General features: G+C 40.1%; 23 protein-coding genes. 10 read left to right on the forward strand and 13 right to left on the reverse strand.

Annotated elements, in window-relative coordinates:
* Positions 1 to 112 precede the first annotated feature (112 nt).
* The 3 genes from ACNSN3_RS15230 (at position 113) to ACNSN3_RS15240 (ending at position 3,332) form a co-directional block, all read left to right on the forward strand.
* Positions 113 to 2,284 (forward strand): S9 family peptidase, encoded by a 2,172-nt coding sequence (locus tag ACNSN3_RS15230; protein WP_418607999.1) that lies wholly within the window; start codon positions 113 to 115, stop codon positions 2,282 to 2,284.
* Between the two features lie 166 nt (positions 2,285 to 2,450).
* The gene (locus tag ACNSN3_RS15235; RefSeq protein ID WP_010392586.1) at positions 2,451 to 2,816 is read left to right on the forward strand and encodes a DUF4870 domain-containing protein; all 366 of its coding nucleotides are present in this window, start codon (positions 2,451 to 2,453) and stop codon (positions 2,814 to 2,816) included.
* Positions 2,817 to 2,891: 75 nt separating this feature from the next.
* Positions 2,892 to 3,332, forward strand: coding sequence for a YqaA family protein (locus ACNSN3_RS15240; RefSeq protein WP_054202893.1), 441 nt, complete (start codon positions 2,892 to 2,894; stop codon positions 3,330 to 3,332).
* Here the strand turns inward: ACNSN3_RS15240 and folX are convergent.
* The 7 genes from folX to ycaO all read right to left on the reverse strand — a co-directional run bounded on the left by folX (position 3,309) and on the right by ycaO (position 11,894).
* Complete coding sequence (gene folX / locus ACNSN3_RS15245; protein ID WP_008108994.1) at positions 3,309 to 3,665, reverse strand: dihydroneopterin triphosphate 2'-epimerase; 357 nt, start codon at positions 3,663 to 3,665, stop codon at positions 3,309 to 3,311. The two genes, ACNSN3_RS15240 and folX, sit on opposite strands and share 24 nt — an antisense overlap.
* A gap of 3 nt (positions 3,666 to 3,668) precedes the next feature.
* Entirely contained in the window at positions 3,669 to 4,223 is a 555-nt protein-coding gene (folE, locus tag ACNSN3_RS15250; protein WP_008108996.1) for a GTP cyclohydrolase I FolE, read from the reverse strand.
* 24 nt (positions 4,224 to 4,247) lie between these two features.
* On the reverse strand, positions 4,248 to 4,967 hold the full coding sequence (gene folM, locus ACNSN3_RS15255; protein ID WP_008468539.1) for a dihydromonapterin reductase: 720 nt from the start codon (positions 4,965 to 4,967) through the stop codon (positions 4,248 to 4,250).
* 126 nt (positions 4,968 to 5,093) lie between these two features.
* Entirely contained in the window at positions 5,094 to 5,930 is an 837-nt protein-coding gene (nadE, locus tag ACNSN3_RS15260; RefSeq protein WP_054202890.1) for an ammonia-dependent NAD(+) synthetase, read from the reverse strand.
* Positions 5,931 to 6,003: 73 nt separating this feature from the next.
* Positions 6,004 to 6,636: a YceH family protein gene (locus tag ACNSN3_RS15265; protein ID WP_418608003.1), complete on the reverse strand. Its 633-nt coding sequence runs from the start codon at positions 6,634 to 6,636 to the stop codon at positions 6,004 to 6,006.
* A 41-nt stretch (positions 6,637 to 6,677) separates the two neighbouring features.
* Positions 6,678 to 10,016 carry an ATP-binding protein gene (locus tag ACNSN3_RS15270; protein ID WP_418608004.1) on the reverse strand — a complete coding sequence of 1,113 codons (3,339 nt, stop codon included), beginning with the start codon at positions 10,014 to 10,016 and terminating at the stop codon, positions 6,678 to 6,680.
* 117 nt (positions 10,017 to 10,133) lie between these two features.
* Complete coding sequence (ycaO, locus tag ACNSN3_RS15275) at positions 10,134 to 11,894, reverse strand: 30S ribosomal protein S12 methylthiotransferase accessory factor YcaO (RefSeq protein ID WP_054202887.1); 1,761 nt, start codon at positions 11,892 to 11,894, stop codon at positions 10,134 to 10,136.
* A 156-nt stretch (positions 11,895 to 12,050) separates the two neighbouring features.
* On the opposite strand from ycaO, the gene ACNSN3_RS15280 reads away from it, so the two are divergent.
* The 4 genes from ACNSN3_RS15280 to ACNSN3_RS15295 all read left to right on the forward strand — a co-directional run bounded on the left by ACNSN3_RS15280 (position 12,051) and on the right by ACNSN3_RS15295 (position 17,201).
* Positions 12,051 to 14,339, forward strand: a complete 2,289-nt coding sequence (locus tag ACNSN3_RS15280; RefSeq protein ID WP_418608006.1) for a penicillin acylase family protein — start codon at positions 12,051 to 12,053, stop codon at positions 14,337 to 14,339.
* 75 nt (positions 14,340 to 14,414) lie between these two features.
* A complete protein-coding gene (locus ACNSN3_RS15285; protein ID WP_418608008.1) occupies positions 14,415 to 15,263 on the forward strand; it encodes an MBL fold metallo-hydrolase in 849 nt (282 codons plus the stop codon).
* Between the two features lie 88 nt (positions 15,264 to 15,351).
* A complete protein-coding gene (locus tag ACNSN3_RS15290; protein ID WP_010392609.1) occupies positions 15,352 to 16,884 on the forward strand; it encodes a bifunctional GNAT family N-acetyltransferase/carbon-nitrogen hydrolase family protein in 1,533 nt (510 codons plus the stop codon).
* A complete protein-coding gene (locus tag ACNSN3_RS15295; protein ID WP_010392612.1) occupies positions 16,884 to 17,201 on the forward strand; it encodes a DMT family transporter in 318 nt (105 codons plus the stop codon). The genes ACNSN3_RS15290 and ACNSN3_RS15295 overlap by 1 nt, the downstream gene beginning before the upstream one ends.
* A gap of 40 nt (positions 17,202 to 17,241) precedes the next feature.
* On the opposite strand, the gene ACNSN3_RS15300 is transcribed toward ACNSN3_RS15295, so the two are convergent.
* Positions 17,242 to 18,123 carry a DMT family transporter gene (locus ACNSN3_RS15300; protein WP_138595980.1) on the reverse strand — a complete coding sequence of 294 codons (882 nt, stop codon included), beginning with the start codon at positions 18,121 to 18,123 and terminating at the stop codon, positions 17,242 to 17,244.
* A 242-nt stretch (positions 18,124 to 18,365) separates the two neighbouring features.
* Here ACNSN3_RS15300 and ACNSN3_RS15305 point away from each other — a divergent pair, with 242 nt between their 5' ends.
* Positions 18,366 to 18,749 carry an MAPEG family protein gene (locus ACNSN3_RS15305; protein ID WP_418608011.1) on the forward strand — a complete coding sequence of 128 codons (384 nt, stop codon included), beginning with the start codon at positions 18,366 to 18,368 and terminating at the stop codon, positions 18,747 to 18,749.
* A 74-nt stretch (positions 18,750 to 18,823) separates the two neighbouring features.
* Here the strand turns inward: ACNSN3_RS15305 and ACNSN3_RS15310 are convergent, their stop codons facing one another.
* The 3 genes from ACNSN3_RS15310 to ACNSN3_RS15320 form a co-directional block, all read right to left on the reverse strand.
* Positions 18,824 to 20,035: a M56 family metallopeptidase gene (locus ACNSN3_RS15310; RefSeq protein ID WP_418608013.1), complete on the reverse strand. Its 1,212-nt coding sequence runs from the start codon at positions 20,033 to 20,035 to the stop codon at positions 18,824 to 18,826.
* Positions 20,036 to 20,044: 9 nt separating this feature from the next.
* A complete protein-coding gene (locus tag ACNSN3_RS15315; protein ID WP_418608015.1) occupies positions 20,045 to 20,419 on the reverse strand; it encodes a BlaI/MecI/CopY family transcriptional regulator in 375 nt (124 codons plus the stop codon).
* 112 nt (positions 20,420 to 20,531) lie between these two features.
* Positions 20,532 to 21,221 (reverse strand): pseudouridine synthase, encoded by a 690-nt coding sequence (locus tag ACNSN3_RS15320; protein ID WP_418608017.1) that lies wholly within the window; start codon positions 21,219 to 21,221, stop codon positions 20,532 to 20,534.
* A 91-nt stretch (positions 21,222 to 21,312) separates the two neighbouring features.
* Between ACNSN3_RS15320 and ACNSN3_RS15325 the strand changes: the two genes are divergently transcribed.
* On the forward strand, positions 21,313 to 21,618 hold the full coding sequence (locus ACNSN3_RS15325; protein ID WP_008109023.1) for a DUF6482 family protein: 306 nt from the start codon (positions 21,313 to 21,315) through the stop codon (positions 21,616 to 21,618).
* Positions 21,619 to 21,658: 40 nt separating this feature from the next.
* Positions 21,659 to 22,078: a GNAT family N-acetyltransferase gene (locus tag ACNSN3_RS15330; protein ID WP_418608019.1), complete on the forward strand. Its 420-nt coding sequence runs from the start codon at positions 21,659 to 21,661 to the stop codon at positions 22,076 to 22,078.
* Between the two features lie 14 nt (positions 22,079 to 22,092).
* On the opposite strand, the gene ACNSN3_RS15335 is transcribed toward ACNSN3_RS15330, so the two are convergent.
* Together ACNSN3_RS15335 and ACNSN3_RS15340 are read right to left on the reverse strand one after the other, a co-directional pair.
* Positions 22,093 to 22,452, reverse strand: coding sequence for a HopJ type III effector protein (locus tag ACNSN3_RS15335; protein ID WP_010392629.1), 360 nt, complete (start codon positions 22,450 to 22,452; stop codon positions 22,093 to 22,095).
* Positions 22,453 to 22,526: 74 nt separating this feature from the next.
* On the reverse strand, positions 22,527 to 23,231 hold the full coding sequence (locus ACNSN3_RS15340) for an HAD-IA family hydrolase (RefSeq protein ID WP_076919936.1): 705 nt from the start codon (positions 23,229 to 23,231) through the stop codon (positions 22,527 to 22,529).
* Between the last annotated feature and the right edge of the window lie 5 nt (positions 23,232 to 23,236).

Raw genomic sequence — 23,236 nt, forward strand, 5'->3', positions numbered from 1 at the left:
TTAACTAAAGGGAGCTTCTGCTCCCTTTTTACATAGCTTCACAAACTAAATCTCCGTGCTATTAAATATTAGGTATATTTAATAAAAATAAAAACTACAGAGATTCCAATCAATGAAACACACCCCATTTGTTCTTACTTTTATATCCTTAGCTATTTTAGGGGGATGTAATAAAGCCCCTGATGTTGAGCAATCATCAAAGGTTGAAAATGTAGCTGCTCAAACCGAAGTCATGCCGCCGATTGCGAAGAAAGTGCCATATGAAATGACAATCCATGGCGATACTCGCATCGATGATTATTATTGGATGCGTGATGATGAGCGTAAAGCTACTAAGGTGATTAGTTACCTTGAGGCTGAAAATGCTTACACAGATGCAATGCTTGCGCATACTAAAACACTGCAAAGTAGTTTATTTGAAGAGCTTAAAGGGCGAATTCAAAAAGATGATGACTCTGTTCCAGTAAAAGACGGAGAGTACTATTACTCGTCGCAAACTCGCGGCGATAACGAGTATGCTACTTATTTACGCAGTAGTGATTTTGCAGGCACCGATCAGGAAGTTATTTTAGACGTCAATGAACTAGCTAAAGGCCATGACTATTTTGCAGTTAGTGGTCTGAGTGTCAGCCCAAATGATAACTTAATGGCGTATGGTGAAGATACGGTGAGCCGCCGTGTTTACAATATAAAAATTAAAGATTTAAACACTGGTAAATTATTAGAAGACACGCTTGAAGGCACCAGTGGTTATGTTGTGTGGGCGAACGATAATAAAACTGTTTATTACATTAAAAAAGATGCGCAAACCTTACTCGGTTACCAAGTTTATCGTCATACGCTTGGTACACCACAAAGCGATGATGAGCTTGTATACGAAGAAAAAGATACGAGCTATTACACTGGTATGAGCAAGAGCAAAGACGGCTCAGAAATTTATATTTGGCATAGCAGTACTGATGCATCGGGTTTGTCAGTACTTAGTGCAAACGATATAAATGCTAAGCCAAAGCGCTTAATTGAGCGTGAAGCCAACCTTGAGTACAGCATTTCCAAATTAGGTAATACTTATTACATTGTGACTAATTTAAATGCGGTTAACTTTCAGCTAATGAAGGTCGATATTGATAAAGCCGGTGATAAATCGAATTGGCAAAGTGTGATCCCTGCGCGCGAGGATATTAAACTTGAAGGCGTAGAGTTATTTAATGACTACTTAGTATACCAACAACGCGAAATGGGCCAATCAACACTGATTGCACGTAATTTAACATCGGGCAAAGAGTTACCACTAAGCTTTAACGACAGTGCATATACAATTAATGCGTACGGTAACAACGAATTAGAAAGCGATACGCTGCGCGTTTACTACACCAGTATGACCACTCCGGGTTCATCTTATGATGTTAATTTGGCCACTGGGGAAAAAACATTATTGAAGCAACAAACGGTATTAGGTGACTTTAACGCGGATAACTATGCGTCTGAGCGTATTTTTGTCACAGCACGCGATGGCGTAAAAGTACCGGTGAGTTTGGTGTATCGAAAAGAGCTATTTAAAAAAGATGGCACTAACCCATTATTGCAATACGGCTATGGTTCGTATGGTGCAACAATGGATCCTAGTTTTTCTTCTGCACGATTAACGTTGCTTGACCGTGGTTTTGTATTTGCAATTGCCCACGTACGTGGTTCGCAAATGTTAGGGCGCCCGTGGTACGAAGCGGGTAAATTACTCACTAAAAAGAACACGTTTAACGACTTTGTAGATGTTACTAAGTCATTGGTAGCCCAAGGTTATGGCGATAAAGAGCAAATTTTTGCCCAAGGTGGCAGTGCTGGTGGTTTATTAATGGGCGCAGTGGCAAACCAAGCGCCTGAGCTATATAAAGGTATGGTGGCTGCGGTTCCATTTGTTGATGTGGTTACTACTATGCTTGATGAGACTATTCCGCTTACAACTAACGAGTATGGTGAGTGGGGTAACCCTAACGAGAAAGAATATTACGATTATATGTTGTCGTATTCACCGTACGATCAAGTTAGTAAACAAGACTACCCTAATATGTTAGTAACAACAGGTTTGCACGACTCACAGGTTCAATATTTTGAGCCAGCAAAGTGGGTTGCAAAGCTGCGTGACTACAAAACAGATGATAATAAACTACTATTTAAAATAGACATGGAAGCTGGCCATGGAGGTGCGTCTGGTCGTTTTAAACGCTTGGAGGACACGGCACTTAACTATGCATTTATGCTTGATTTAGCTGGTAAAAATAAGTAATAAAATAAAAGCGTAGCTTTTTAAGTGACCCCCAGTAGTTGTATATTGTAATTACTGGGGGTTTTTTATATTTGAATTGCCGCCAATTAAAGCTGCTTGGTATTAGCGCAAAATAGTAATAGTATATTGAGTTAAATTACGGTGTTTTACGAAAAGGGAAAATGTAATGGAACAAAATCAAGAGATTAAAGTCGTCAATAAAGATGACCGCACCTGGGCAATGCTATGTCATTTAAGTGCATTAGCGGGGTTTATTGTGCCATTCGGCTCGGTGCTAGGTCCCCTTATTATCTGGCTAATTAAAAAAGATGAAATGCCTATAGTTGATATACACGGTAAAAAAGCGCTTAACTTTCAAATTACTATGGCTATAGCTTACTTTGTGTGTTTTTTACTAATTTTTGCAGCTGTTGGTTTACTACTGTTACCTATGGTCGCTATTTTTTCATTTGTGATGGTGGTTATCGCAAGCGTGAAAGCCAACGATGGTAAAGAGTTTAATTACCCCCTTAGCTTAAATTTAATAAAATAAGCGTTTTGATTTAAGTTAAAAAGTCGTTCAAACCCAGCTTAATTGCTGGGTTTAGTTTTTAGTCATAAGGGAAAAATGCTCTATATAACATTATTTTTTACAGCATTTATATCGGCTACGTTATTACCCAGCTCGTCTGAAGTATTGATGGGTGGGATGATAATGCAAGGTAATACTAACTTATGGCTAATTTGGTTTGCAGCAACCTTAGGCAATGTATTAGGCAGTTGTGTTAATTATTGGCTTGGAACACAAGCATTACGCTTTAAAGATAAAAAATGGTTTCCAGTTTCTGAAAAAGGGCTCAAAAAAGCGCAAAAGCAGTTTAATAAATATGGGATATATAGCTTACTGTTTGCGTGGTTACCTATTGTTGGCGATCCACTAACTGTTATTGGCGGCGTGTTTAAAGTGCGATTTAGTATGTTTTTAGTGCTAGTAACACTCGGCAAAGGGCTACGTTATTTAGCTGTAATAGCCCTTGCCGTTGGATTATTTGTGCCAGTCCAGAGTTAGCGACACAGAGTCTGCAAAGCGCAGCGCATGAGGTTTATCCACTCGGGCTTTGGCGTAATTTACACTTGGGTGCGAGTGGCAAACAGCAAGAATTTCAGCAACTAATTTTTCTAACAATAAAAAGTGACCCTGTTCAACTAAGCTAATTACTTCTTTAGTAATTACCTTGTAGTTAAGTGCTTGTTCTACTTCATCAGTTTCACAAGCTTGATCAGCCGGATAATGAATTTCTAAATTAATGACTACATCTTGTTTTTTTTCACGTTCATCAGGATTAAATCCAATAAACGTGCGTAGCCGTAAGTTAGTTACATTAATTATTGCGTTTGCCATAGATTATCCTTTGATCAGCTGTAAAAACTCATTACGTGTTTTCGGATCGGCTCTAAAGTTTCCTAGCATTACCGAAGTACGCATGCTTGAGTTTTGCTTTTCTACACCACGCATCATCATACACATGTGCTTTGCTTCAACAATTACACCTACACCTTTGGCACCTGTTACTTCTTCAACCGCTTTGGCAATTTGATGGGTTAGTTGTTCTTGAATTTGAAAACGGCGAGAGAACATATCCACAATACGTGCAAACTTAGACAAACCTAATACTTTGCCATCAGGAATATAAGCGATATGACAGCGGCCAATAAATGGTAATAAATGATGCTCACACATAGAGTAAAGCTCTATGTCTTGTATTAATACCATATCGTCAGCATCTGAGGTAAATACTGCATTATTAGTGATTTCGTTAAGCGTTTGGCGGTAACCTTGAGTTAGGTACTCCATCGCTTTTGCAGCGCGTTTTGGAGTATCGAGCAACCCTTCACGTTCTGCATCTTCACCGACTGCGGTTATAATTTTTTGATAGCTTTCTTTTAATTCGTTATGCATAAGTTTCTCGTTTATTTAGATGACTTACTTAAGATGGCGACCACCATCAACAGGTAAAGCACGGCCCGTGATGTAATGGCTGTTCAGTAGTAGGTCGATACTATTGATAATTTCTTGGCATCCAGGTTCGATACCCATTAATGATTTTTTTAAAGTTTTAGCGCGATACTGCTCATCATCATGTTGATTAAAAATAATTAATGATGGTGCGACTGAATTCACTTTAATATTCGGTGCATATTTAGCACTAAATGATTTGGTTAAGTTATCCAAGGCGGCTTTACTGGCCGCATAGGCTAAGTGTTTTGGGCTACCAGTTTCCACTACGTAATCAGTTAGATGAATAATGTCAGCGGGCTTTGCATGAGACGCCTGATAATTTAATAGTAAATCTGCACAGCGTAAGTTTACCAAGTACGGTGTTTTTGCATGAATGCGCATCATATTGTCAAACAGCTGCTCAAACTGAGGGTTGTTAGCTTCACAGTCCCAGCTTGATGCATTATGAATTATCGCGCTTAGTGAGTCAGTCTGTGCTTTAAGTAATGTAATAAAAGTATTAATACCCTCATCAGAACTAAAGTCAGCATAAAGACAGATCGCCCCTTGTTGTTCTAGCAAATCTACTGCTTTATGGCGGGTACGATAAGTAATAATGACCGCTTGCCCTTGGGCTATAAAATGCTGTGCAAGCGCAAGTCCTATACGTTGTCCTGCACCAGTAATCAAAATAGGGGGGGTCATAAAATATAAAACTCTCTGTTGGCAAGCGTTAAGGTTAACCGTTAAAATTTAAGCCACTTATTTTCACGCCATTTTTACGTAAAATATAAGCGGCTCGATCAGTTAAATCACACTTATAATATTGATTTAAAAAGCATCGTATATTGTTGGAATAGGCTGGCGCTTATGCTGCGTGCGTTGGTAAATTGCAATCAGTGTTTGCTCCACATGCTCAGAGACTGGTTTACCTTCTAAAAAGTCATCAATTTCTTCATAGCTTAAGCCTAGTGCTTCCTCGTCAGTTAAACCTGGTCTATCACTTTCTAAATCGGCAGTAGGTGCTTTTTCAACTAACAAAGCAGGTGCACCTAATGCTGTTGCCAATGCTCTAACCTGACGTTTAGATAGACCAAACAAAGGTGCTAAATCGCAGGCGCCATCGCCAAACTTAGTATAAAAACCAGTAATGTTTTCGGCGCTATGGTCGGTACCTACAACGAGCCCTTGGCAAAACCCAGCAATTTCATATTGTGCAATCATGCGTTGGCGTGCTTTCACATTGCCTTTAATAAAGTCTATTTTTTCTTGTGTTGGCAATGGCTGATTATTGCCAGCTAAAGTTGCCATCGTTTGCTCGTGCAGTGCGTCGGTTGCAGGCTGAATATTGACTGTCATACGGGTGCTGGGTTTAATAAAATCAACCGCCATTTGTGCTTCGCTTTCATCTGCTTGCACTCCATACGGTAAGCGCACAGCAATAAATTGATACTGTGTATCTTGGTGTTCTTGATTAAGCTCATTAATAGCAAGTTGGCATAATCGGCCACAGGTTGATGAGTCTACACCGCCACTAATACCTAGTACCAGTGAAGTTGAGTATGCGGCTTTTAAACGTGCTTTAATAAAATTTACTCGGCGTTTAATTTCAGCGTTAACATCAATACTAGGCTGAACTTTCATTTCAGCCATAATTTCGGCGCGCATGGCCCGCTCCTTAAAGTTAAAAAGTTTTAATGCTCAAAAAAGAATAGCTATTATGTGATTTCAAATTACACAATTAAAGCCCTATATACTCTTTTATTTGTTTAAGTTGAGCTTTTAGTTCGTTAATTTCAGCAAGTAGATCATTGAGCTCTTGATTCTTTAACTCGTCAGTAATGGTCTGTGTTGCTATTGGCTCATCGTTTTCTGCAGAAGGTACTGTAAATAAGTGGATATAACGGCTATCACGCTTACCAGATTCGCGAGGTAGTTTTTTAACATGGCTGTTTTCAATCAATTGTTCAAGCGATATTTCAACGTCGTCAATACTGGTAAAGTCAGCTAAGCGAGCGCAACGGGTTTTTAATTCACCGGGTGTTTGAGCTCCCCGCAATAATAATAAACATATAATGGCGCGTTGTTGTGCGTTAAATTGTAAGTGGCTAAATTGTGTATTACAAAAGCGATGGTCGTATTTAGATACACGTCCACTAAGACCTTCATCTTCTGTTACCAAGCGTAAGTCGATTAATTCTGCAATGGTAGCCTGAACTTGCTGTTGGCTTAATTCGAGCACAGGAGCGCGATTTGATTTTTGATTACAGGCATTCGTTAAGGCATTTAATGATAGTGGGTAATGTTCAGGCGTTGTTGTTTGCTTTTCCAAGAAACAGCCAATAACTCTTTGTTGTTCAACTGATAACTGCATAATATCCCTTACTTCATCGATTCTATTTTAAGCTTACACTGTTATTTAGCGCTAAGCCATTGTTGCAATTTAGCATGCATAGCAGGGCCATCGAGAGGTTTACTTAAATAGTCGTTCATACCGGCACTTAAACATTTGTCTTTATCTCCGCGCATTGCATTAGCCGTTAGTGCAATAATGGGGATGGTTTGATTCTCTAGACCCGCGAGGCCCTCTCTAATAGCCATGGTAGCTTGGTATCCATCCATAATAGGCATTTGGCAATCCATTAGAATAAGTTGATAAGTGTTTGCGTTTGCTTGGTTTAATTTCGTTAGTGCATCCTCGCCATCCTCTGCAATATCAAAAGTGAGCTCGGCTTGTTTTAATAATGCACAGGCAACTACTTGATTTACTTTGTTATCCTCTACTAACAACACATGGCCTTTCGCTTTTTTAGGTGTATTAATCGCTGGAGGGAGCGCTAACTCTTTGGGCTGTGCTGCCAATGTTACTTTTACCAGCGTGTCATACAAACCAATAGCGGTGAGTGGTTTAAAAATTAAGGCTGCTTCATTGTTTCCATAAAATAAATTGCTTTTTGAATAGCTCATTGGAGCCATAATCAGAATATGACTGTTCACTAAAAAATGTTTCAACTTTTCAGCCAAGGGGTGTGCTACAGGCTCCAAAAAGCTTGTGTCAATAATTGCCACATCCGGCGGTGTTTGTTGATTATTAGTTATATAAGTTTCAACCTCTTTGTAATCACACACAGCACTGACATCTGCGCCCCATAACGTTAATTGCTTTTCGATGATGGTGGCACTCATCTCGCTATTATCAACAATGAGTATTCGCTTTGCTTGTATATGTTGGCAATCTAAATCAAATGCTTGGTCTATCACTGAGGTAATGTTGACTGAAAAAGTAAAGGTGCTGCCTTCATTGGGTAGGCTATATACACTTACTTCGCCTCCCATGAGTTCGCACAGCTGCTTAACTATTGCCAAGCCTAAACCGGTGCCGCCATATTGGCGGGTTGTTGATGCATCAGCTTGAGTAAAAGAATCAAATAACTGTTTTTGCTTCTCTAAACTAATACCAATGCCGGTATCAATAATCGCACATTCTAAAGTCGTATTGGCGAGAGTTTTTTCTATAGTAGCGGTTACTAGTACTTGTCCGTTTTGAGTAAATTTAACGGCATTGGCAATCAAATTATTTAAAATTTGTCGCAATCTATTTGGGTCGCACACAATCTCACTGGTGCTTACATGCGTAGTATCTAAAATCAATTGGGTGTTATTGCTTTCGGCCTTGAGCGCAAACGACTCCACAATTTCGCCGAGTAATTGTGGTAGATTAAATTGAATGCTTTCTATGTCTAACTTACCAGCCTCTATTTTAGAAAAGTCTAAAATATCATTAATAATCCCTAATAAAGATTCTGCTGACGACTGGGCAAGTTTAATATGATGACGTTGTTGCTGATCAAGTGAGGTCGCCTGAATGATATTAAGCATACCTAACACCCCATTCATCGGGGTGCGAATTTCATGACTCATGCTGGCTAAAAACTCACTTTTAGCGATCACCGCTTGTTCAGCGGCTTCTTTTGCCATTACTAGTTCTGCTTCCGTTTCTATGCGCTGTTCACTAGAGTAAAGACTTCCTATTAGTGCGCCGATTGCAATTAAAAAACCTTCTTCGTTTTGCGTCCATGCTCTAACGCTTGCTTGTTCTGCGCATACAACACCAATTGATCCGCTGCCTGCGGGGATCATTACACAGAGCATTGCTTTTATAGATGAAGGTTCTAGGTAGCTTTTTGCTAAGGGTGCGAGGCAAGCTTGTTGTTGAGCATTCTGGGCGCTAAAAACGGCTTTCTTTTCTAGGGTGGTAAAAAAATCAGGAATGTCTTGCTGGCGCCAAGGGGTATTATTATCACTGTTATTTTGGCTATAGCTTGCAATAGGACTCAGCTGAGTTTTATGCTTATCAAACAAGCGAATGCTTACTGTATTCACTTTAAGTGCACGACACACCGCACGAGTAATTAGCTCTTTAGATTCGCTTAATTTACCATTTAATATGTGGTCGCTAATTGTTAGCGACGCTAAAGTTTCGTTAAAGCGGGCTATTTTTTGATCTTCTATTGCTACCTTTTTACGGGCATCAATATTTTGTAATGAGCCGAATATTCTGATGCAGCGTCCATTTTTATGCTCTGCTTCACCATGTATGAGTGCCCAAATTACTTCGCCTTTGGCATTAATAACTTCAAGTTCAGCCTCGTAACTTTCACCGTATTTAACCGCTTTAGTGATCAGTTCAGCCGCCTTATCTCTGCTTTTTCCCTCTTTAAAGTAATATAAATCGGATGACCATTTAGGTTGCTCATCTAAAGGGTATTCAAATATCTTTTTGGTCATGTCTGACCAAAATACCTGTTTTTTTTCTAAATCAAATGACCATGCGCCTACTTGAGCTAGGTTACTCATTACCTCGAGCATTTTTTCGTTTTCGTGTTCTCTATTGAGCATTTTTAAAAACAATAAAAACGCAAAAATAAGCAAACTTAAAATAACACTAATAACAATACGTAATGGCCAGACAGACGACGATGCTGGCTGCCAACCTGTTTTTGGCACTACATAGAGCTGCCAAGCACCGCCTTGGAAATTTAGATTAAACTCAAGCGGATTTTGGCTTGTAATTTCTGGGTCACCAAAGAAAAACTCACCTTGCTTACCTAACCCGTTACGTCCTTGAATGGCAACGGTGTATTTTTTTTGTAATTCGAAAATCCCTGCGTTGTTATAGACTTTTTCTAGATCGAGCACCACAGAAAGCAGCCCCCAAAAAGATTGGTCTTCAGGTAAATAAACCGGCACTCGTGCAATCAAAGCTTCATTGCCTTGAACTAACGTGAGCGGTCCAGCCATTACAATGGTATTAGTATCGCGTGCTTTAATAGCATCATCGCGTTGCGCTTTATTTTCTAAAAAATTGAGTCCAATGGCTTTTTCATTCCCTTTAAGCGGGTAGGTCATTGTGATGACCATATTAGGTGCAGCACCAATATTGCGTAGTTCGTTAGAGGTGTTAAACAGTGGGGCGGCAATTTGCCCAAAACGTGTTTGGCTTAAATTTGGCTCAGCAGCAACGGCTACAGCCAAGCCACGTATTAACTGAATATTTGATACCAAAGTAGCTTCAAGCTGGGCTCTGTAGGCACTGACTTGAGAAAGGACTTGTAAACGGTAAGCATCTTTTGCCCGATTATAATTAAGCCGCTCAAGCACTAAGCTAGTTATTACAAGTAAACTGATTGCAAATAAAAAGGTAAGCTTAAAATTATAAATGGATGTGCGTTTACTTTTGCGTTGTTGCCACATAGGGTGTAATTAAATTGTTAATATAGAAAGCTTAACTATAGCTAACTAACACTAGAAACAAAAATGGCGCAGTTAAATATGCGCCATTTTCTTTTTAACTATATACACGTTTAGATATTATGAGTCACTAACTTCGCGTGCCCAATGCTTCTGTTTCGCAACATGTAACTTGCGGTAGCCATCCAGTAATGCGGCGTGCTTTTTAAAGCCTTCAAGCGATAAACCTGGGAAAGTTAAGCCGTTAAAGCGTGTCCGACCTTCTGCAATCTCAATTGCAAGGGTGACATTATTAGCGCCAAACATAAGCCCTAAGGCGTCTTGGTAACTTGCATATTCACGTTCGTCATCGTATTTAATTTCTAAAATAGCTTTTAAACAACGGAAATGACGCATCGCGTCTTCATTAACTTGGCCGGTATGTAAAATCCAGTCAACCCAATCAATCGCTTCTTCGCTGCCTGCGGCTAAGCATAAGTGTGCTTTCAGTTCACCAATACGTAGAGTATGCCAAGGCGTATCGGCATCGGTTGCTAAGCCAATGAATTCAGCAGCGCGAATAATATCGCTGTGACCAGCTTCTTCGAGGTTATCGTAAATTTCCATCAGTTGCTCAGTATCATACTGATCAAGTGATAAGAAAGTTTCGCGGAATTTAGCCCCTTCGTTGTTATTACGCCAAATAAGCTCATCTACCGGATAAATATCAGACATACCAGGCACTAAAATACGACATGCATACACATTTAAGTGGGTGTAATCCATGATGTAGATATCATGGCCCATGCTGTGAATTAAATCAGTACAGAAGTTATATTCTTGCTCAGTTGAACCACTAAAGTCCCAATGTACAAATTCAAAGTCTGCTTCAGAACGGAAAAAGTCATGAGAAATTAAACCGCTTGAATCAATAAAGTGCAGTTCAATGTTTTCAGGTGTGGCTACTTCGTCGTTGTCAAAAGTGGCAGGTTGAAATACGTCTAGTTGATCTAGGCGACGACCTTGCAGTAGCTCAGTTACCGTACGTTCAAGTGCCACTTCAAATGAAGGATGAGCACCAAAAGAGGCAAATACAGAGCCATCCACTGGGTTGATTAGCGTAACACTCATTACAGGGTATTTACCGCCAAGTGAGGCATCTGCAATACGTAAATGGAAGCCATGGCTACGCAACTCTTCACAGGCTTCATGAATTTTAGGGTATTGTTTTACCACATCTTCAGGCACGATTGGTAAGCTAATACCTTCAGCAATAATGCGATTTTTAATGGCGCGCTCAAATACTTCAGATAACCCCTGTACACGGGCTTCAAATTTAGTATTACCAGCACTCATACCATTAGAAACAAAAATATTACCAATCACGTTCACCGGAATATAAATATCTTGGCCGTCGCGCTGGCGGGTATAAGGCACAGTACAAATACCACGCTCAAAATTACCAGAATTAAAATCATAAAGGTGTGAGGCAGTTAATTCACGCTCAGGGTCGAAGTAATCCCATAAGCTTTCATCCATAATCCCTTGTGGTACTTCATCTTCTGCTACTTTAAACCACTTTTCGTTCGGGTAATGAGTAAAGTCACCATTGGCAAATTCTTCACCTAAGTAAAAATCAGCAAAAAAGTAGTTACAGCTTAAACGCTCAAAATATTCACCTAGCGCAGAAGCGATAGAGGCTTTATCAGTAGCACCTTTACCGTTAGTAAACATCACACCACAGTCGCTATCTTTTATATGAACTGAATAACAGTTTGCTACAGGGTTAAGCCATAGCGCTTCTTCAATATTAATATTTAGCGCTTTTAGCTTGTTTTGCATGGTAGAGATAGACGATTCTAAATCGCGGTCTTTACCTTTAATAAATGTTTTTTCAGTCATTTTGATCTCAACTAGGTCTGCACAATACATGAACTGTGTATTATCGTGGATTTTGATGTTTATTTCACCCTTTACCCGCTTTTCGTAGCGTTTTTAATAGAACGATTATGAATATATGCTAATAATAGTTTATTGAAAAAGTTGAAGGGTATGTTTATGTTTAAAGTAATCAAACGGTTGCTATTAATTGTTGTGATTTTAGCGCTAGGGGGGACTGCTATTGTATACGGCGTGTTGACTCTAAGTTTACCTACTCTTGATGGTAAAGGCCGAAGCGATTCGGTAACGCAGCCAGTTAAAGTTGCTCGAGATACGCTTGGCCAAGCTGTTATTACTGCAGCAACTCGCCACGATGCTGCCTATGGCTTAGGTTATGCTCACGGGCAAGACCGCTTTTTTCAAATGGATTTACTTAGACGTAATGCCGCAGGTGAGCTCAGTGAGCTATTTGGTAAAGCCGCGCTCGCTCTTGATAAAAAAATGCGCTTTCATCAATTACGTAAACGTAGCCAAACAATTTTAAAAACTCTCCCTGAAGCCGATAAGCAACTACTAAAAAGCTATGCACAAGGGGTAAACGAAGGACTTGCGCAAGTAGGGTACCCAAGTTTTGAATACCTACTTACAGGGGCTGAGCAACAACCATGGCAAAGCGAAGATAGTCTGTTAGTTATTTTTAGCATGTATTTAGATTTACAAACTGCGACCTTTGAGCGCGACCAAGCTTTAATTCAAATACAGCAGCAATACGGCGCAAAAATGGTTGAATTTTTAACCCAACCAAGCCAATACCAAGCAGCATTAGATGGCAGTGTTTTAACACCTTATTCTCAAACTATACCTCAGTTACCAACGCAGCCATTAGCGGCGATTAAAAGCATTACTGCTAATTTAGAAGTAGGCAGTAATAACTGGGCAGTGACCGCAGATTTAACTAATACTCAAGCTGCGATGCTTTCAGATGATATGCACTTATCAATGGCGGTGCCGGTTATTTGGTATCGAGCGCAGCTTAATTACACTCATAACAATCAAGCGTATCAGGTAACCGGTGTTTCGTTACCAGGAGCACCTGCCATTGTGGTTGGCAGTAATAATAAAATTGCATGGGGATTTACTAATGGCTATATAGATACAGCCGACTGGATTGCATTAACTGATAGCAGTAAAACATGGCAAGTAAATGAAGTAATTACCTTGGATAATGGCAACGATGAAATCTATCCCTTAACGCTAAGTGAGTATGGCCCTGTTAAATACATTAACAATCAGCCTTATGCCTTAAGTTGGGCTGCGCATCAGCCGTATGCCGTTGATATGCAATTGTTACAGCTTGAGCAGGCTGAAACAGTGGATGATGCCCTTAATATTGCAAGTAACGTGGGTATTCCGGTACAAAACTTAATGGTGGTAGATAGTCAAGGCAGTGCCGCTTGGAAACACATGGGCGGTATTCCTGCACGAACAGCACCTAGTGAATTTGCCATTAATGAAAATGAATATTCAGCAACTTGGCAGCAAAATGAAGTTATTCGCCCGTTTGTTAAAAACCCTGAGAGTGGGCGCTTGTGGACAGGGAATTCGCGAGTGGTCTCTGCTGAGGATAATGCACGTTTTGGTAATGGCGGCTATGCCTTAGGTGCTCGTGCGATGCAAATTCGCGATCGGTTGTTTGAAAAGCAGCAGTTTAACGAAGGTGACTTTTATCAATTACAGTTAGACAATCAAGCGCGCTTTTTAACTCCTTGGCATGGCTTATTACTTGAGCAGTTAAAACAGCAGCCAGAACACTATGCAGATTATATCAATGCATTGGATAACTGGCAGCAATGCGCCTGCTCAACCTCCGTTGGTTATACTTTAGTTAAGACGTATCGTGATGAACTAATAAATATTTTATTTAGTAGTATTGAAGCCAGTCTCAATCAGCAGGATGGTACATTAAGTTATGTAAAACGCGATTTAGAGCCCGCTGTTTGGCAGTTAATAAAAGCGCAGCCAGCAAGTTGGGTTAACCCGCAATTTACGAATTGGGAGCAGCAATTACAGGCAGCTTTTGAGCAAACTCTCGCGCAGTTAACAGCAAAGTTTGGTAATAACATTCAAAACTGGCAATGGGGTAAAGTAAACGAATTAGCGATTGAACACCCATTTGCTAAACAAATACCTCTATTGAGTAAGCTACTAAATATGCCTACCGCTCCAGGGTTTGGTGATAGCTATATGCCTGCCGTACAAAAAACCAGTTTTGGCGCATCGCAGCGATTTATTGCCCAACCTGGACATTTAGAAAGTGCCATTTTAACAGTGCCTGGAGGGCAATCAGGGCACCCGCTTTCTGAGTTTTATCGAGCCGGTTTTGATGAATATGTAGAAGGAAAGCACACCCCATTGTTACCGCAAACATTCATGCATCAAATTGAAATAGTGCCTATGAGCGACTAGCTTTGGATGCAGAGTGAGCTAAATAAGTTGCTATCACGTTTTATAACCATGATTATTAATTATAGGGTTACAACAATGAAAAAATTACTACCGGCATTAATAACGACTTTACTACTAAGCAACTACGCGGCTGCGGATGACAATCCAGTTACAGCTAAGCAACTGAGCGAGCATGTATACGTCCTATACGGACAAGGTGGCAACATTGCAGCCAGCGTAGGGGATGATGGCATATATATCATTGATGATCAGTTTGCCAAACTCTCAGACGATATTAAAAAAACCATTAGCGACTTAAAGCCAGGCAGTGCAGAGTTTGTAATTAACACTCATCATCATGGCGATCACACCGGTGGTAACGAAAACTTTGCTAAAGCCGGAGCCCATGTTATTGCCCACAATAATGTACATAAACGCCTAAAAGAAAAACATGGCGAAGGGTCGGATTACCTACCACGAATTAGTTTTGGTGATGATTTAACACTGCACTTTAATAATGAGCAAGCGCATGTTGTGCATTATCAACATGCCCATACCGATGGCGATGCGGTGATTTTTTTCAATAATGATAATATTGTGCACATGGGCGATATTTACTTTAACTTTGGCAGCCTACCGTTTGTTGATGTAGACAGTGGGGGTAGCGTTGATGGTGTTTTAGCGGCGGTTGATGATGTGATTAATCAGGTTGATGATAAAACCCAAGTTATTCCTGGTCATGGCCCGCTAAGTGACCGTTCAGGACTGATCACGTATCGTAAGCTGGTGCAAAAAGCGAAAGATGTTATGCTAAAAGCAATGCAAAATGACGCCAGTTTAGAGCAGGTACTTAAAGCAGATCCATTGTCAGAACTTGGCCTTGAATATGCTAATTGGTTACCTAAAGAGCGGGTAACCACACTTTTTTATCGCAGTTTAAAGTAGCGCAAAGCGCGAATAAAAACGCATAAACCTAATAAAGCTGAGCATGTGTTCAGCTTTTTTGATTCTTACATGCCCCAAGGAGTTGCGTATGTCGGCAGAAAAAACCCATCTTGAAATTTGTAACTTAACCCGAGAACAATACCCACAAATTAAAACCTTGATGGACGAAGCTTACCCCGACCTAGGCGGCGCATGGCCAAGCCATACTATTTTTAGACTCATAGATCAGTTCCCTGAAGGGCAAATCGGTATTGTGGATGACGGCGTGCTGGTGGGTTTAGCGCTGAGTGTACAGGTAGATTATGCGCGTTTTTCAAACCCGCATACCTATGAAGATATTGCCGATGGCCACGACCGAGTATTTAGCGACACCACAGGGGATGCTTTATACGGTTTGGATGTTGCTATTAGTGAACAATACCGTGGCATGCGTTTAGGACGCCGTTTATATGATGCGCGAAAAGAATTGTGCCGTCAGTATAATTTACGCGCTATTTTAGCGGGTGGCCGTATTCCGCGTTATTACAATCACAGCAGTGAAATGACCCCGATGGAATACATTGCTAAGGTCGATCAAAAAGAGCTGTATGACCCCATACTCAGTTTTCAATTAGCCAATGACTTTCAGGTTAAACGATTATTAAAAAAATACTTACCTGAAGATCAGGAGTCGGTCGGTTATGCCACATTACTTGAGTGGAATAACATTATGTATGAGCCAACCGACACCGTTATTGAGTCAACTAAATCAATCGTGCGCGTAGGAGCTGTGCAATGGCAAATGCGCTGTGTTGAATCGGTTGAAGAAATGCTTAAGCAAGTTGAATACTTTGTTGATACGGTATCTGATTACAAAAGCGATTTTATTTTATTCCCTGAGTTTTTTAATGCGCCATTGATGGGATTAACTGAACAAAGTAACCAAACCGAGGCAATTCGGTATTTAGCCGAATACACTGAGACCTTTAAAAACGCCATGTCGCGTATGGCGATAGAATACAACGCCAACATTATTACCGGCTCAATGCCGCTTGCCGAAGACGATAAAATATATAACGTTAGTTATTTATGCCATCGCAGCGGTAAAATAGACGAGCAACGTAAAATTCATATTACCCCGCATGAACAAAACGATTGGGTGATCCAAGGCGGTGATAAAATTGCTGTATTCGATACAGATGCAGGCCGTGTAGGTATTCAAATTTGTTATGATGTCGAATTTCCTGAGTTGTCACGTATTTTGGCCACCCAAGGTTTGGATATTTTATTTGTGCCATTTTGGACTGACACTAAAAATAGTTACTTGCGTGTACGCCATTGTGCCCAAGCACGTGCCATTGAAAACGAATGTTATGTGGTTATTGCAGGCTCTGTGGGTAACTTACCTGAAGTAGAAAGCTTAGATGTGCAGTTTTCACAGTCGGCGGTACTAACCCCATCGGACTTTTCATTTCCGCACGATGCCACACTAAATGAAGCCACCACCAATACAGAAATGTTATTATTTAGCGACTTAGATATGGATAAGTTAAAAATTCTTCACAGTGAAGGGACAGTGCGTAACTTAAAAGACCGCCGTCACGATTTGTATGAAGTGATATTGAAAAAGAGAGATATTTAATGGCGTGGATGTATTTAATTATTGCTGGGTTACTTGAGATTGGCTGGCCTATAGGGTTAAAAATTTCTCAAACCCCTGAAACTCGTTGGCAGGGCATCGCGATTGCCATTGCGTTTATGGTCGCGAGCGGCTTTATGTTGTGGTTGGCGCAAAAGCAAATATCTATGGGCACGTCGTACGCAGTATGGACGGGTATTGGTGCTGCTGGTACGTTTTTAGTGGGTATATTATTTTACGGTGATGCCGCCACGTTTGGTCGTATTGCTGGTGTGTTAATGATTATTTGTGGTGTCATCACCTTAAAAATTAGTCATTAATTGTTAGATTAAACAAGCGCAGGTTGATACCTGCGCTTTTTTAGCTGCTCGGCAGCATTACCAATATCGCAGCCACTGCAATCAATAATAGCCCAGCGCTATCTTGGCGTTTTAGCGGTTGTTTTAACCATAAAACAGCAATCAATATCGTAAAAAATACTTCTATCTGGCCGAGCGTTTTTACATAGGCAACATGTTGCAAGCTCATTGCGCTAAACCAACCTATTGATCCCAAGCAACTAAATATACTCACCGTACAAGTCATGCCCTTATGCTGAAACATAGTTTTAAATGTATCGCGTTCCTTTAAGGCAATATAAATACACAGCATCAGTGTTTGTAAACTAATAACAAGCAATAAAACCCATGCAGGCGCATACGGAAAAGCTATACCTGAGCTTAAACTGGCTTCTCTGATCCATGACGATGACAACGCAAACGAAGTGCCGCAGGCAAGTCCTGTTAATGCTGTTTTTAAGCTAAAGTGTTTCACATTGGCGATACCACTTAATAGCAATACCGCAATTGCACCAATAAACACGCCAAACCAACCAAGTAATGAAAGCGTTGAGCCAAAAAACAGTAACCCGAGTATGGCCGCCATAAGCGCTTCACTTTTAGCTAGGCCGGCGCCTACAGCAAAATTATTCATTTTAAATAATTTAACCATGAGTCCCGTGGCAATAATTTGCACTATGCTGGCACCAATAATGTAGCTAATAAATAAAGGGTTGAATGAAGGAAAGGGAGCATCTTGGTAATAATAAAGCGCATATAAATACAGCCCAGCAATAGGGCTTGCCATAATAAAGCGGGCTAATGTAACGCCAGCAATGCTCACATGAGTGCTTAATTTACTTTGCAGAGCATTGCGCCATGACTGCATAAATGCAGCAAAAATAGTCAGTAAAATCCAAATCATCTTAAACAACATACAATAAGCGGAGGAGTAATTTAGCAGTACTGTGACATGAAAGCGACCATCAAAAAGGCATAATGAATATTCATCACCTGCGACAATTTGCCACAGTGACGCACTGCTTAAATCGGCTATAGTGTCTGGGATGTTACTACTAGCCGCCAGAACTCAGGTTATTCATATTTGGCGGCTTTTTTCTATTTGCTGTGTTATTTTGAGTTATAAAAAATAACTTGAGAATGATAATGACAACTTTATTAGTTTGCGCCTTAATGGCAGTGACTATGCCTTACGTTGCAAGAATCCCAGCTATTATAGAAATGAATAAGCTCGGTGGTTACGATAATAAACATCCGCGGCAACAACAAACACAACTTACAGGACTCGGAGCACGGGCGCTGGCTTCTCATCAAAACTGTTTTGAATCGTTAGCGGTTTTTGCCGTTGCTTTGGCTGCTGTATTAGGCACAAACAATGTTAATGCCGTAACCGAAACTTTAGCGATGACGCATATTGTAGCGCGTATTTTATTTTGTACTTTTTATTATTTAAACCTCGATATTATTCGCTCGATCACTTGGCTGGTAGGCATGGGAACCGCTATTGGCATGATCGCCGTCAGTTTATAACGAGAATAAGCAAAAACCACAAAGCAAGCAGCCTAAAAGGGTGCTTGCTTTATAGTCTTAAACACTTATTCCCATTAATGCGATATGTTAACTCGCTCTATTAAATCACTTTTTGTAACTGTACTGTTGAGTGCAAAATCAAGTTGTATTAGTACGTTTTGTTGTCCCATTGATGAAGGTGTATATTGCCATTGCATCAGTGCTCTTTTTGCTTCTTTGTTAAAGACTGCTTCTGGTTCAGCTTTTACAACAGTAATGTTAGCTGTTTTGCCTGCTGGGGTTATGTCGTATTTTAATACCACTGAACCGCTAATGCCTTGTTCCGCCGCTTGTTTTGGGTAAAGCGGTTCGATTCGCATTACGGGAGCGATAGATGTTTCTTTTTTAGCTGATGCTTCAGGTTGCTTTGCTACTGCTAAGCCACTGAGCAAGCTTGCTGCTATAAGTAACGCGCTTCCTTTTGCTAGGCGCGAATGTGCGCCGTTATGTTTGATATTAGTAAGTCGTTGTAACATGGTTTTTTTATCTCCGTAGTGTGAATAAGCCATCAGACCCGCTGGCGCATTGGCAGCGCAGTTTACTAAGGCTTTGCTGTATAAAATTTGTTGCTGTGTGGTTTTATTACTTAGTACCCGTTCATCACAAGTTAGCTCCTGCAAACGTCTACAGCTTGCGTATGCCATCCAAGCTAAAGGGTTAAACCACATTAAAATTGTAGCCAGTAATAGCAGCGCATTTGTTAGGTTATCTTTGCGTTTTATATGCACATTTTCGTGCTCTAAAATAAGCGCCAATGTGGCTTTATCAAACAGAGTATTGTAGTTGTGTGGTAAAACTAGCTTGCTATTTAGTACCCCAATTACCATAGGTGTTGCCACTTGATGACTAGTAAAGGTTTTTACCCCTGAGCTTATTTCTGCTTGTAAATTTGTTACTTCACAAAGCTGTAGGTTGCTTACAAATCGGTGGTGAATAATCCAAGTGACGAATAAAAGCAGTGCCGTAATAACTACATAAAATAGCGCCCAGTTAATACTAATAGTGCTTATTAATGGTTGATTAGGTGTAATGATATAATGACTAATTGGACTGTTTTGTAATGGCCTAATTGCATTGGGTAAATTAGCGATAAGCAGCGAGGCTGGTATTAACCACACTAATTTATAAATAAGCTGCGAACCAATTGCTTTTAAGCCAAAGCGCTCAAGTAAAACAAATCCTGCAAACAACAGACTCAATAATAGCTGTTGCTCTATTAGCCAATTAAAGCTTGTTTGAATAACCATGAGAATCCCTTACTTTTGGTTTTTTTCCCAGTCATCTATGACTTTTTTAAGCTCGTTTATATCTTGTTGAGAGAGTTTTTCTGATTTCGCAAAACCACTTACCAACGGAGCTATACGGCCACTAAAAAAACGCTCAATAAAGTTCTGGCTTTCTTTTTGGGTGTAATCAGCACGATTTATACAGGGGGTGTAAATATATTGGCGGCCTTCTTTTTCAAAGCTAAGCGCTCCTTTTTTAACTAATCGACCTAGTAAGGTTTTAATGGTTTTTTCGTGCCATTGTTTATCATCACTCAAGCGCTCAATAATTTGGCTGGCATTAGCGGGGTAGCTAATCCATAGCGCATCGAGTACTTTAAATTCTGCTTTTGATAATTCGATCATTTTATTGCCTACAAGTGTAATCTTTAATTTAAGACTACACTTGTAATCTATTTTTGCAAGTTTATTTTATATTTTTTAATCGCATTAAAGTGAGGGGGGTAGCGTGAGCTTGTTAGCCTAAAATGTCGCTTTTATTAATTTTTATAAACTGGTTTTCAGGTAAATTTAAATGGTCTAACAGTAATTCACTTATTTGTACGCGGTATAAATCAATCACTTTGTAACCACAGTAATGCGCCATTTTACGAATTTGTCGATTTAGTCCTTGTTTTAAAATAATACTAAACTGATTGTCAGTGATTTTAGTCACCTCACACGGCAAAGTCATTTGCTTATCGACAGGGACGCCTGCAGCCATTTTTTCGCAAAAATTCTCATCTAAAGGTTTATTGACGGTTACTAAATAGCGTTTAGGCTGATGAAAGTCAGGGTGGATCAGCTGGTTACAAAAATCTCCATCATTGGTCAAAATAAGCAATCCGCGTGAGTCTTTATCAAGGCGACCAATAGGGTATACCCGTGTTAGTTGCGGTAAATGATGAATAAGGCTGCTTGGGTCGTGCTGATTGAGTTTACAATCAATTCCTACTGGTTTGTGATAAGCAAAGTAGACTAAATCGGCAGGGCCTTTAATGGCTTGGCCATTAACAATGACACTGTCGTTTTCGTCCACATGATCAATATGATTTGCGGGGCGATTATTAACCATGACCACACCTTCGTCAATCAAACGCGAGGCCTGCTTGCGTGAGCAAACACCGGCATGCGCTATGTACTTTGCGAGTCGAATTTTTGTATCCATGATAGCGCGTAATTAAAAAAATCTGATCGCAATTATAGCAAAGCTGCGTATTGATTACTTGGACAGTTAATTTAACAGTAGGTAGGTTAATATGGGTATTCAATTTTCAGAACTAAAAAAGCATCAGCCATTACAAAAAGTGGTGGTTCATTCACTGGAAATGGCCTTGTATCAAGTGTCTGTTGTCATTAATAATGTTGAATACTATGTACAAGAAAGTGATGGTGAATTTGTAAAGGCAGTCAGCCCATTACATATTCAAAAACGCTTTGAAGACATTGCCTACGCGCAAATGATGCTCAGGCATACCAGCGCTTATGATGAAATGTGTGGTCAACCGGAAAAAATTTCTAGTAATATGCTTGAAGTTCCCTTTGGACAAAATAACCTGTTTTAACATTAGGTATTTGCTAAAATAGGTCAATTTGGAATAGCTAATGTACCTATTGCAGGCAGAAAATACTGAGCAATTAAACCAAGCACTGCGTGTTAATATGCTTGAGTTTAATGCTCAACACTTCGACGCAGAGCGCCAAGCTCTCGGCTTTAAATATCTCGATAAACAGCATGAATTAGTTGCCGGTATAAGTGGTCATGTATTTGGCAATTGGCTGCTAATAAGTTGGTTGTGGTGTGCTGAATCGGCACGAGGCAATGGCTTGGCTGATTCGTTATTAACATCACTTGAAAATGCAGCAATTGAAATGGGTGCCGTTCAGGCTCAGCTTGACACCCTAGACTTTCAAGCCAAGCCTTTCTATGAAAAGCGTGGTTATCAGGTTAAATATCAATTAAATAATTATCCGCTCAGCGGTACGCGCTACTTTATGGAAAAGCCGCTGGTAGAGGCTAAATAATGCTGATTTGAATATTACTCTTTTGTGGTTAAAGGCGTGCCATCAAAGCTAATGCCTAAAAACGGTGTTGCCTCGGGCGCTAACATAAACGTACGAATATTCATGTGATCATCGGCACTTGGGTTGTCTAGTACATCTTCACGGTAAAATTTACCAAAACAATCTAAGGTATTTTGTTTACTAAGACCGTTGAGCTTAGCAAATGCAAAAATTTTGCACGAACCGTTATTTTCACTCGCAGAACTTAATAACCCATGGTTACTGAAGCTGCATGCTGTAAAAGTATAGTGCTCATCAATAACGGCCATAGTATCAGCAAAGCTAATACTTTTTGGCTCATCTGCGAGCGTTGTTAAATAATCTGTGAGCGTCATACGCTGTCCTTGTTATTATAATATGGAGTTAATTAACTAACTCTAACTTATATTATTAGTAAAACAAGCATAGGTTATATTAAATGGGTTAACGCATGAATGTTGGTTATTTCAATATCAGCCAGCCCTTTGTAGGCATAAGTTTGTGCTTGATTATTCAGCCATACAGACTGACAGCCAGCGTTGTTAGCACCTTGCACATCGCTATCAAGGCTATCACCTATGTGCAAAATATCGCTGTTTTTGATACGTAAATGTGTTGCGGCTTGATCAAATAATGTTGTGTGTGGTTTAGCTTTACCATGCAAGCCTGCTTGTAACACCAGTTCAAACTTATCTTTTAAATTAAATCGATCAACCTCTACATTACCGTTAGTAATGGCAATCAATTTGTAGTGTTGACTTAGTTTATCAAGCAATATTAGTACGTCTTCGCTCACCGTAATATTGCTTCGCTCATCAGCAAATGCTTGATACGCCTTATGTACATGATGCTCTATTTCATCACCTTTAAAACCTAATTCAGACAACACTAAGCGCAAGGTATGCTTACGCCATTGTGTGACGTCATCAATAAGTTCTGGCTGCTGTAGTGCCGCGAGTTCACGGCATTGCTGCCAAAACTGTGGTCCTTGTTTTTTGTAGCCTGGTAGCGCATTTAAATAATCAATTTGCGCCTGAACGGCTGCGGTTATGATAGGGCGGTTATCGTACAAGGTATCGTCTAAGTCAAAACTTAGCACAGAAAAAGGAGAAATTGCGCGATTAAATCGGATCATAGTTG

Source organism: Pseudoalteromonas sp. US3C1004, assembly GCF_048401065.1.
GTDB lineage: Bacteria > Pseudomonadota > Gammaproteobacteria > Enterobacterales > Alteromonadaceae > Pseudoalteromonas > Pseudoalteromonas undina.

Coding starts and splice junctions, on each gene's coding strand:
- ACNSN3_RS15230 (WP_418607999.1), top strand. CDS start 113: ATGAAACACACCCCATTTGTTCTTACTTTTATATCCTTAGCTATTTTA.
- ACNSN3_RS15235 (WP_010392586.1), top strand. CDS start 2,451: ATGGAACAAAATCAAGAGATTAAAGTCGTCAATAAAGATGACCGCACC.
- ACNSN3_RS15240 (WP_054202893.1), top strand. CDS start 2,892: ATGCTCTATATAACATTATTTTTTACAGCATTTATATCGGCTACGTTA.
- folX (WP_008108994.1), bottom strand. CDS start 3,665: ATGGCAAACGCAATAATTAATGTAACTAACTTACGGCTACGCACGTTT.
- folE (WP_008108996.1), bottom strand. CDS start 4,223: ATGCATAACGAATTAAAAGAAAGCTATCAAAAAATTATAACCGCAGTC.
- folM (WP_008468539.1), bottom strand. CDS start 4,967: ATGACCCCCCCTATTTTGATTACTGGTGCAGGACAACGTATAGGACTT.
- nadE (WP_054202890.1), bottom strand. CDS start 5,930: ATGCGCGCCGAAATTATGGCTGAAATGAAAGTTCAGCCTAGTATTGAT.
- ACNSN3_RS15265 (WP_418608003.1), bottom strand. CDS start 6,636: ATGCAGTTATCAGTTGAACAACAAAGAGTTATTGGCTGTTTCTTGGAA.
- ACNSN3_RS15270 (WP_418608004.1), bottom strand. CDS start 10,016: ATGTGGCAACAACGCAAAAGTAAACGCACATCCATTTATAATTTTAAG.
- ycaO (WP_054202887.1), bottom strand. CDS start 11,894: ATGACTGAAAAAACATTTATTAAAGGTAAAGACCGCGATTTAGAATCG.
- ACNSN3_RS15280 (WP_418608006.1), top strand. CDS start 12,051: ATGTTTAAAGTAATCAAACGGTTGCTATTAATTGTTGTGATTTTAGCG.
- ACNSN3_RS15285 (WP_418608008.1), top strand. CDS start 14,415: ATGAAAAAATTACTACCGGCATTAATAACGACTTTACTACTAAGCAAC.
- ACNSN3_RS15290 (WP_010392609.1), top strand. CDS start 15,352: ATGTCGGCAGAAAAAACCCATCTTGAAATTTGTAACTTAACCCGAGAA.
- ACNSN3_RS15295 (WP_010392612.1), top strand. CDS start 16,884: ATGGCGTGGATGTATTTAATTATTGCTGGGTTACTTGAGATTGGCTGG.
- ACNSN3_RS15300 (WP_138595980.1), bottom strand. CDS start 18,123: ATGATTTGGATTTTACTGACTATTTTTGCTGCATTTATGCAGTCATGG.
- ACNSN3_RS15305 (WP_418608011.1), top strand. CDS start 18,366: ATGACAACTTTATTAGTTTGCGCCTTAATGGCAGTGACTATGCCTTAC.
- ACNSN3_RS15310 (WP_418608013.1), bottom strand. CDS start 20,035: ATGGTTATTCAAACAAGCTTTAATTGGCTAATAGAGCAACAGCTATTA.
- ACNSN3_RS15315 (WP_418608015.1), bottom strand. CDS start 20,419: ATGATCGAATTATCAAAAGCAGAATTTAAAGTACTCGATGCGCTATGG.
- ACNSN3_RS15320 (WP_418608017.1), bottom strand. CDS start 21,221: ATGGATACAAAAATTCGACTCGCAAAGTACATAGCGCATGCCGGTGTT.
- ACNSN3_RS15325 (WP_008109023.1), top strand. CDS start 21,313: ATGGGTATTCAATTTTCAGAACTAAAAAAGCATCAGCCATTACAAAAA.
- ACNSN3_RS15330 (WP_418608019.1), top strand. CDS start 21,659: ATGTACCTATTGCAGGCAGAAAATACTGAGCAATTAAACCAAGCACTG.
- ACNSN3_RS15335 (WP_010392629.1), bottom strand. CDS start 22,452: ATGACGCTCACAGATTATTTAACAACGCTCGCAGATGAGCCAAAAAGT.
- ACNSN3_RS15340 (WP_076919936.1), bottom strand. CDS start 23,231: ATGATCCGATTTAATCGCGCAATTTCTCCTTTTTCTGTGCTAAGTTTT.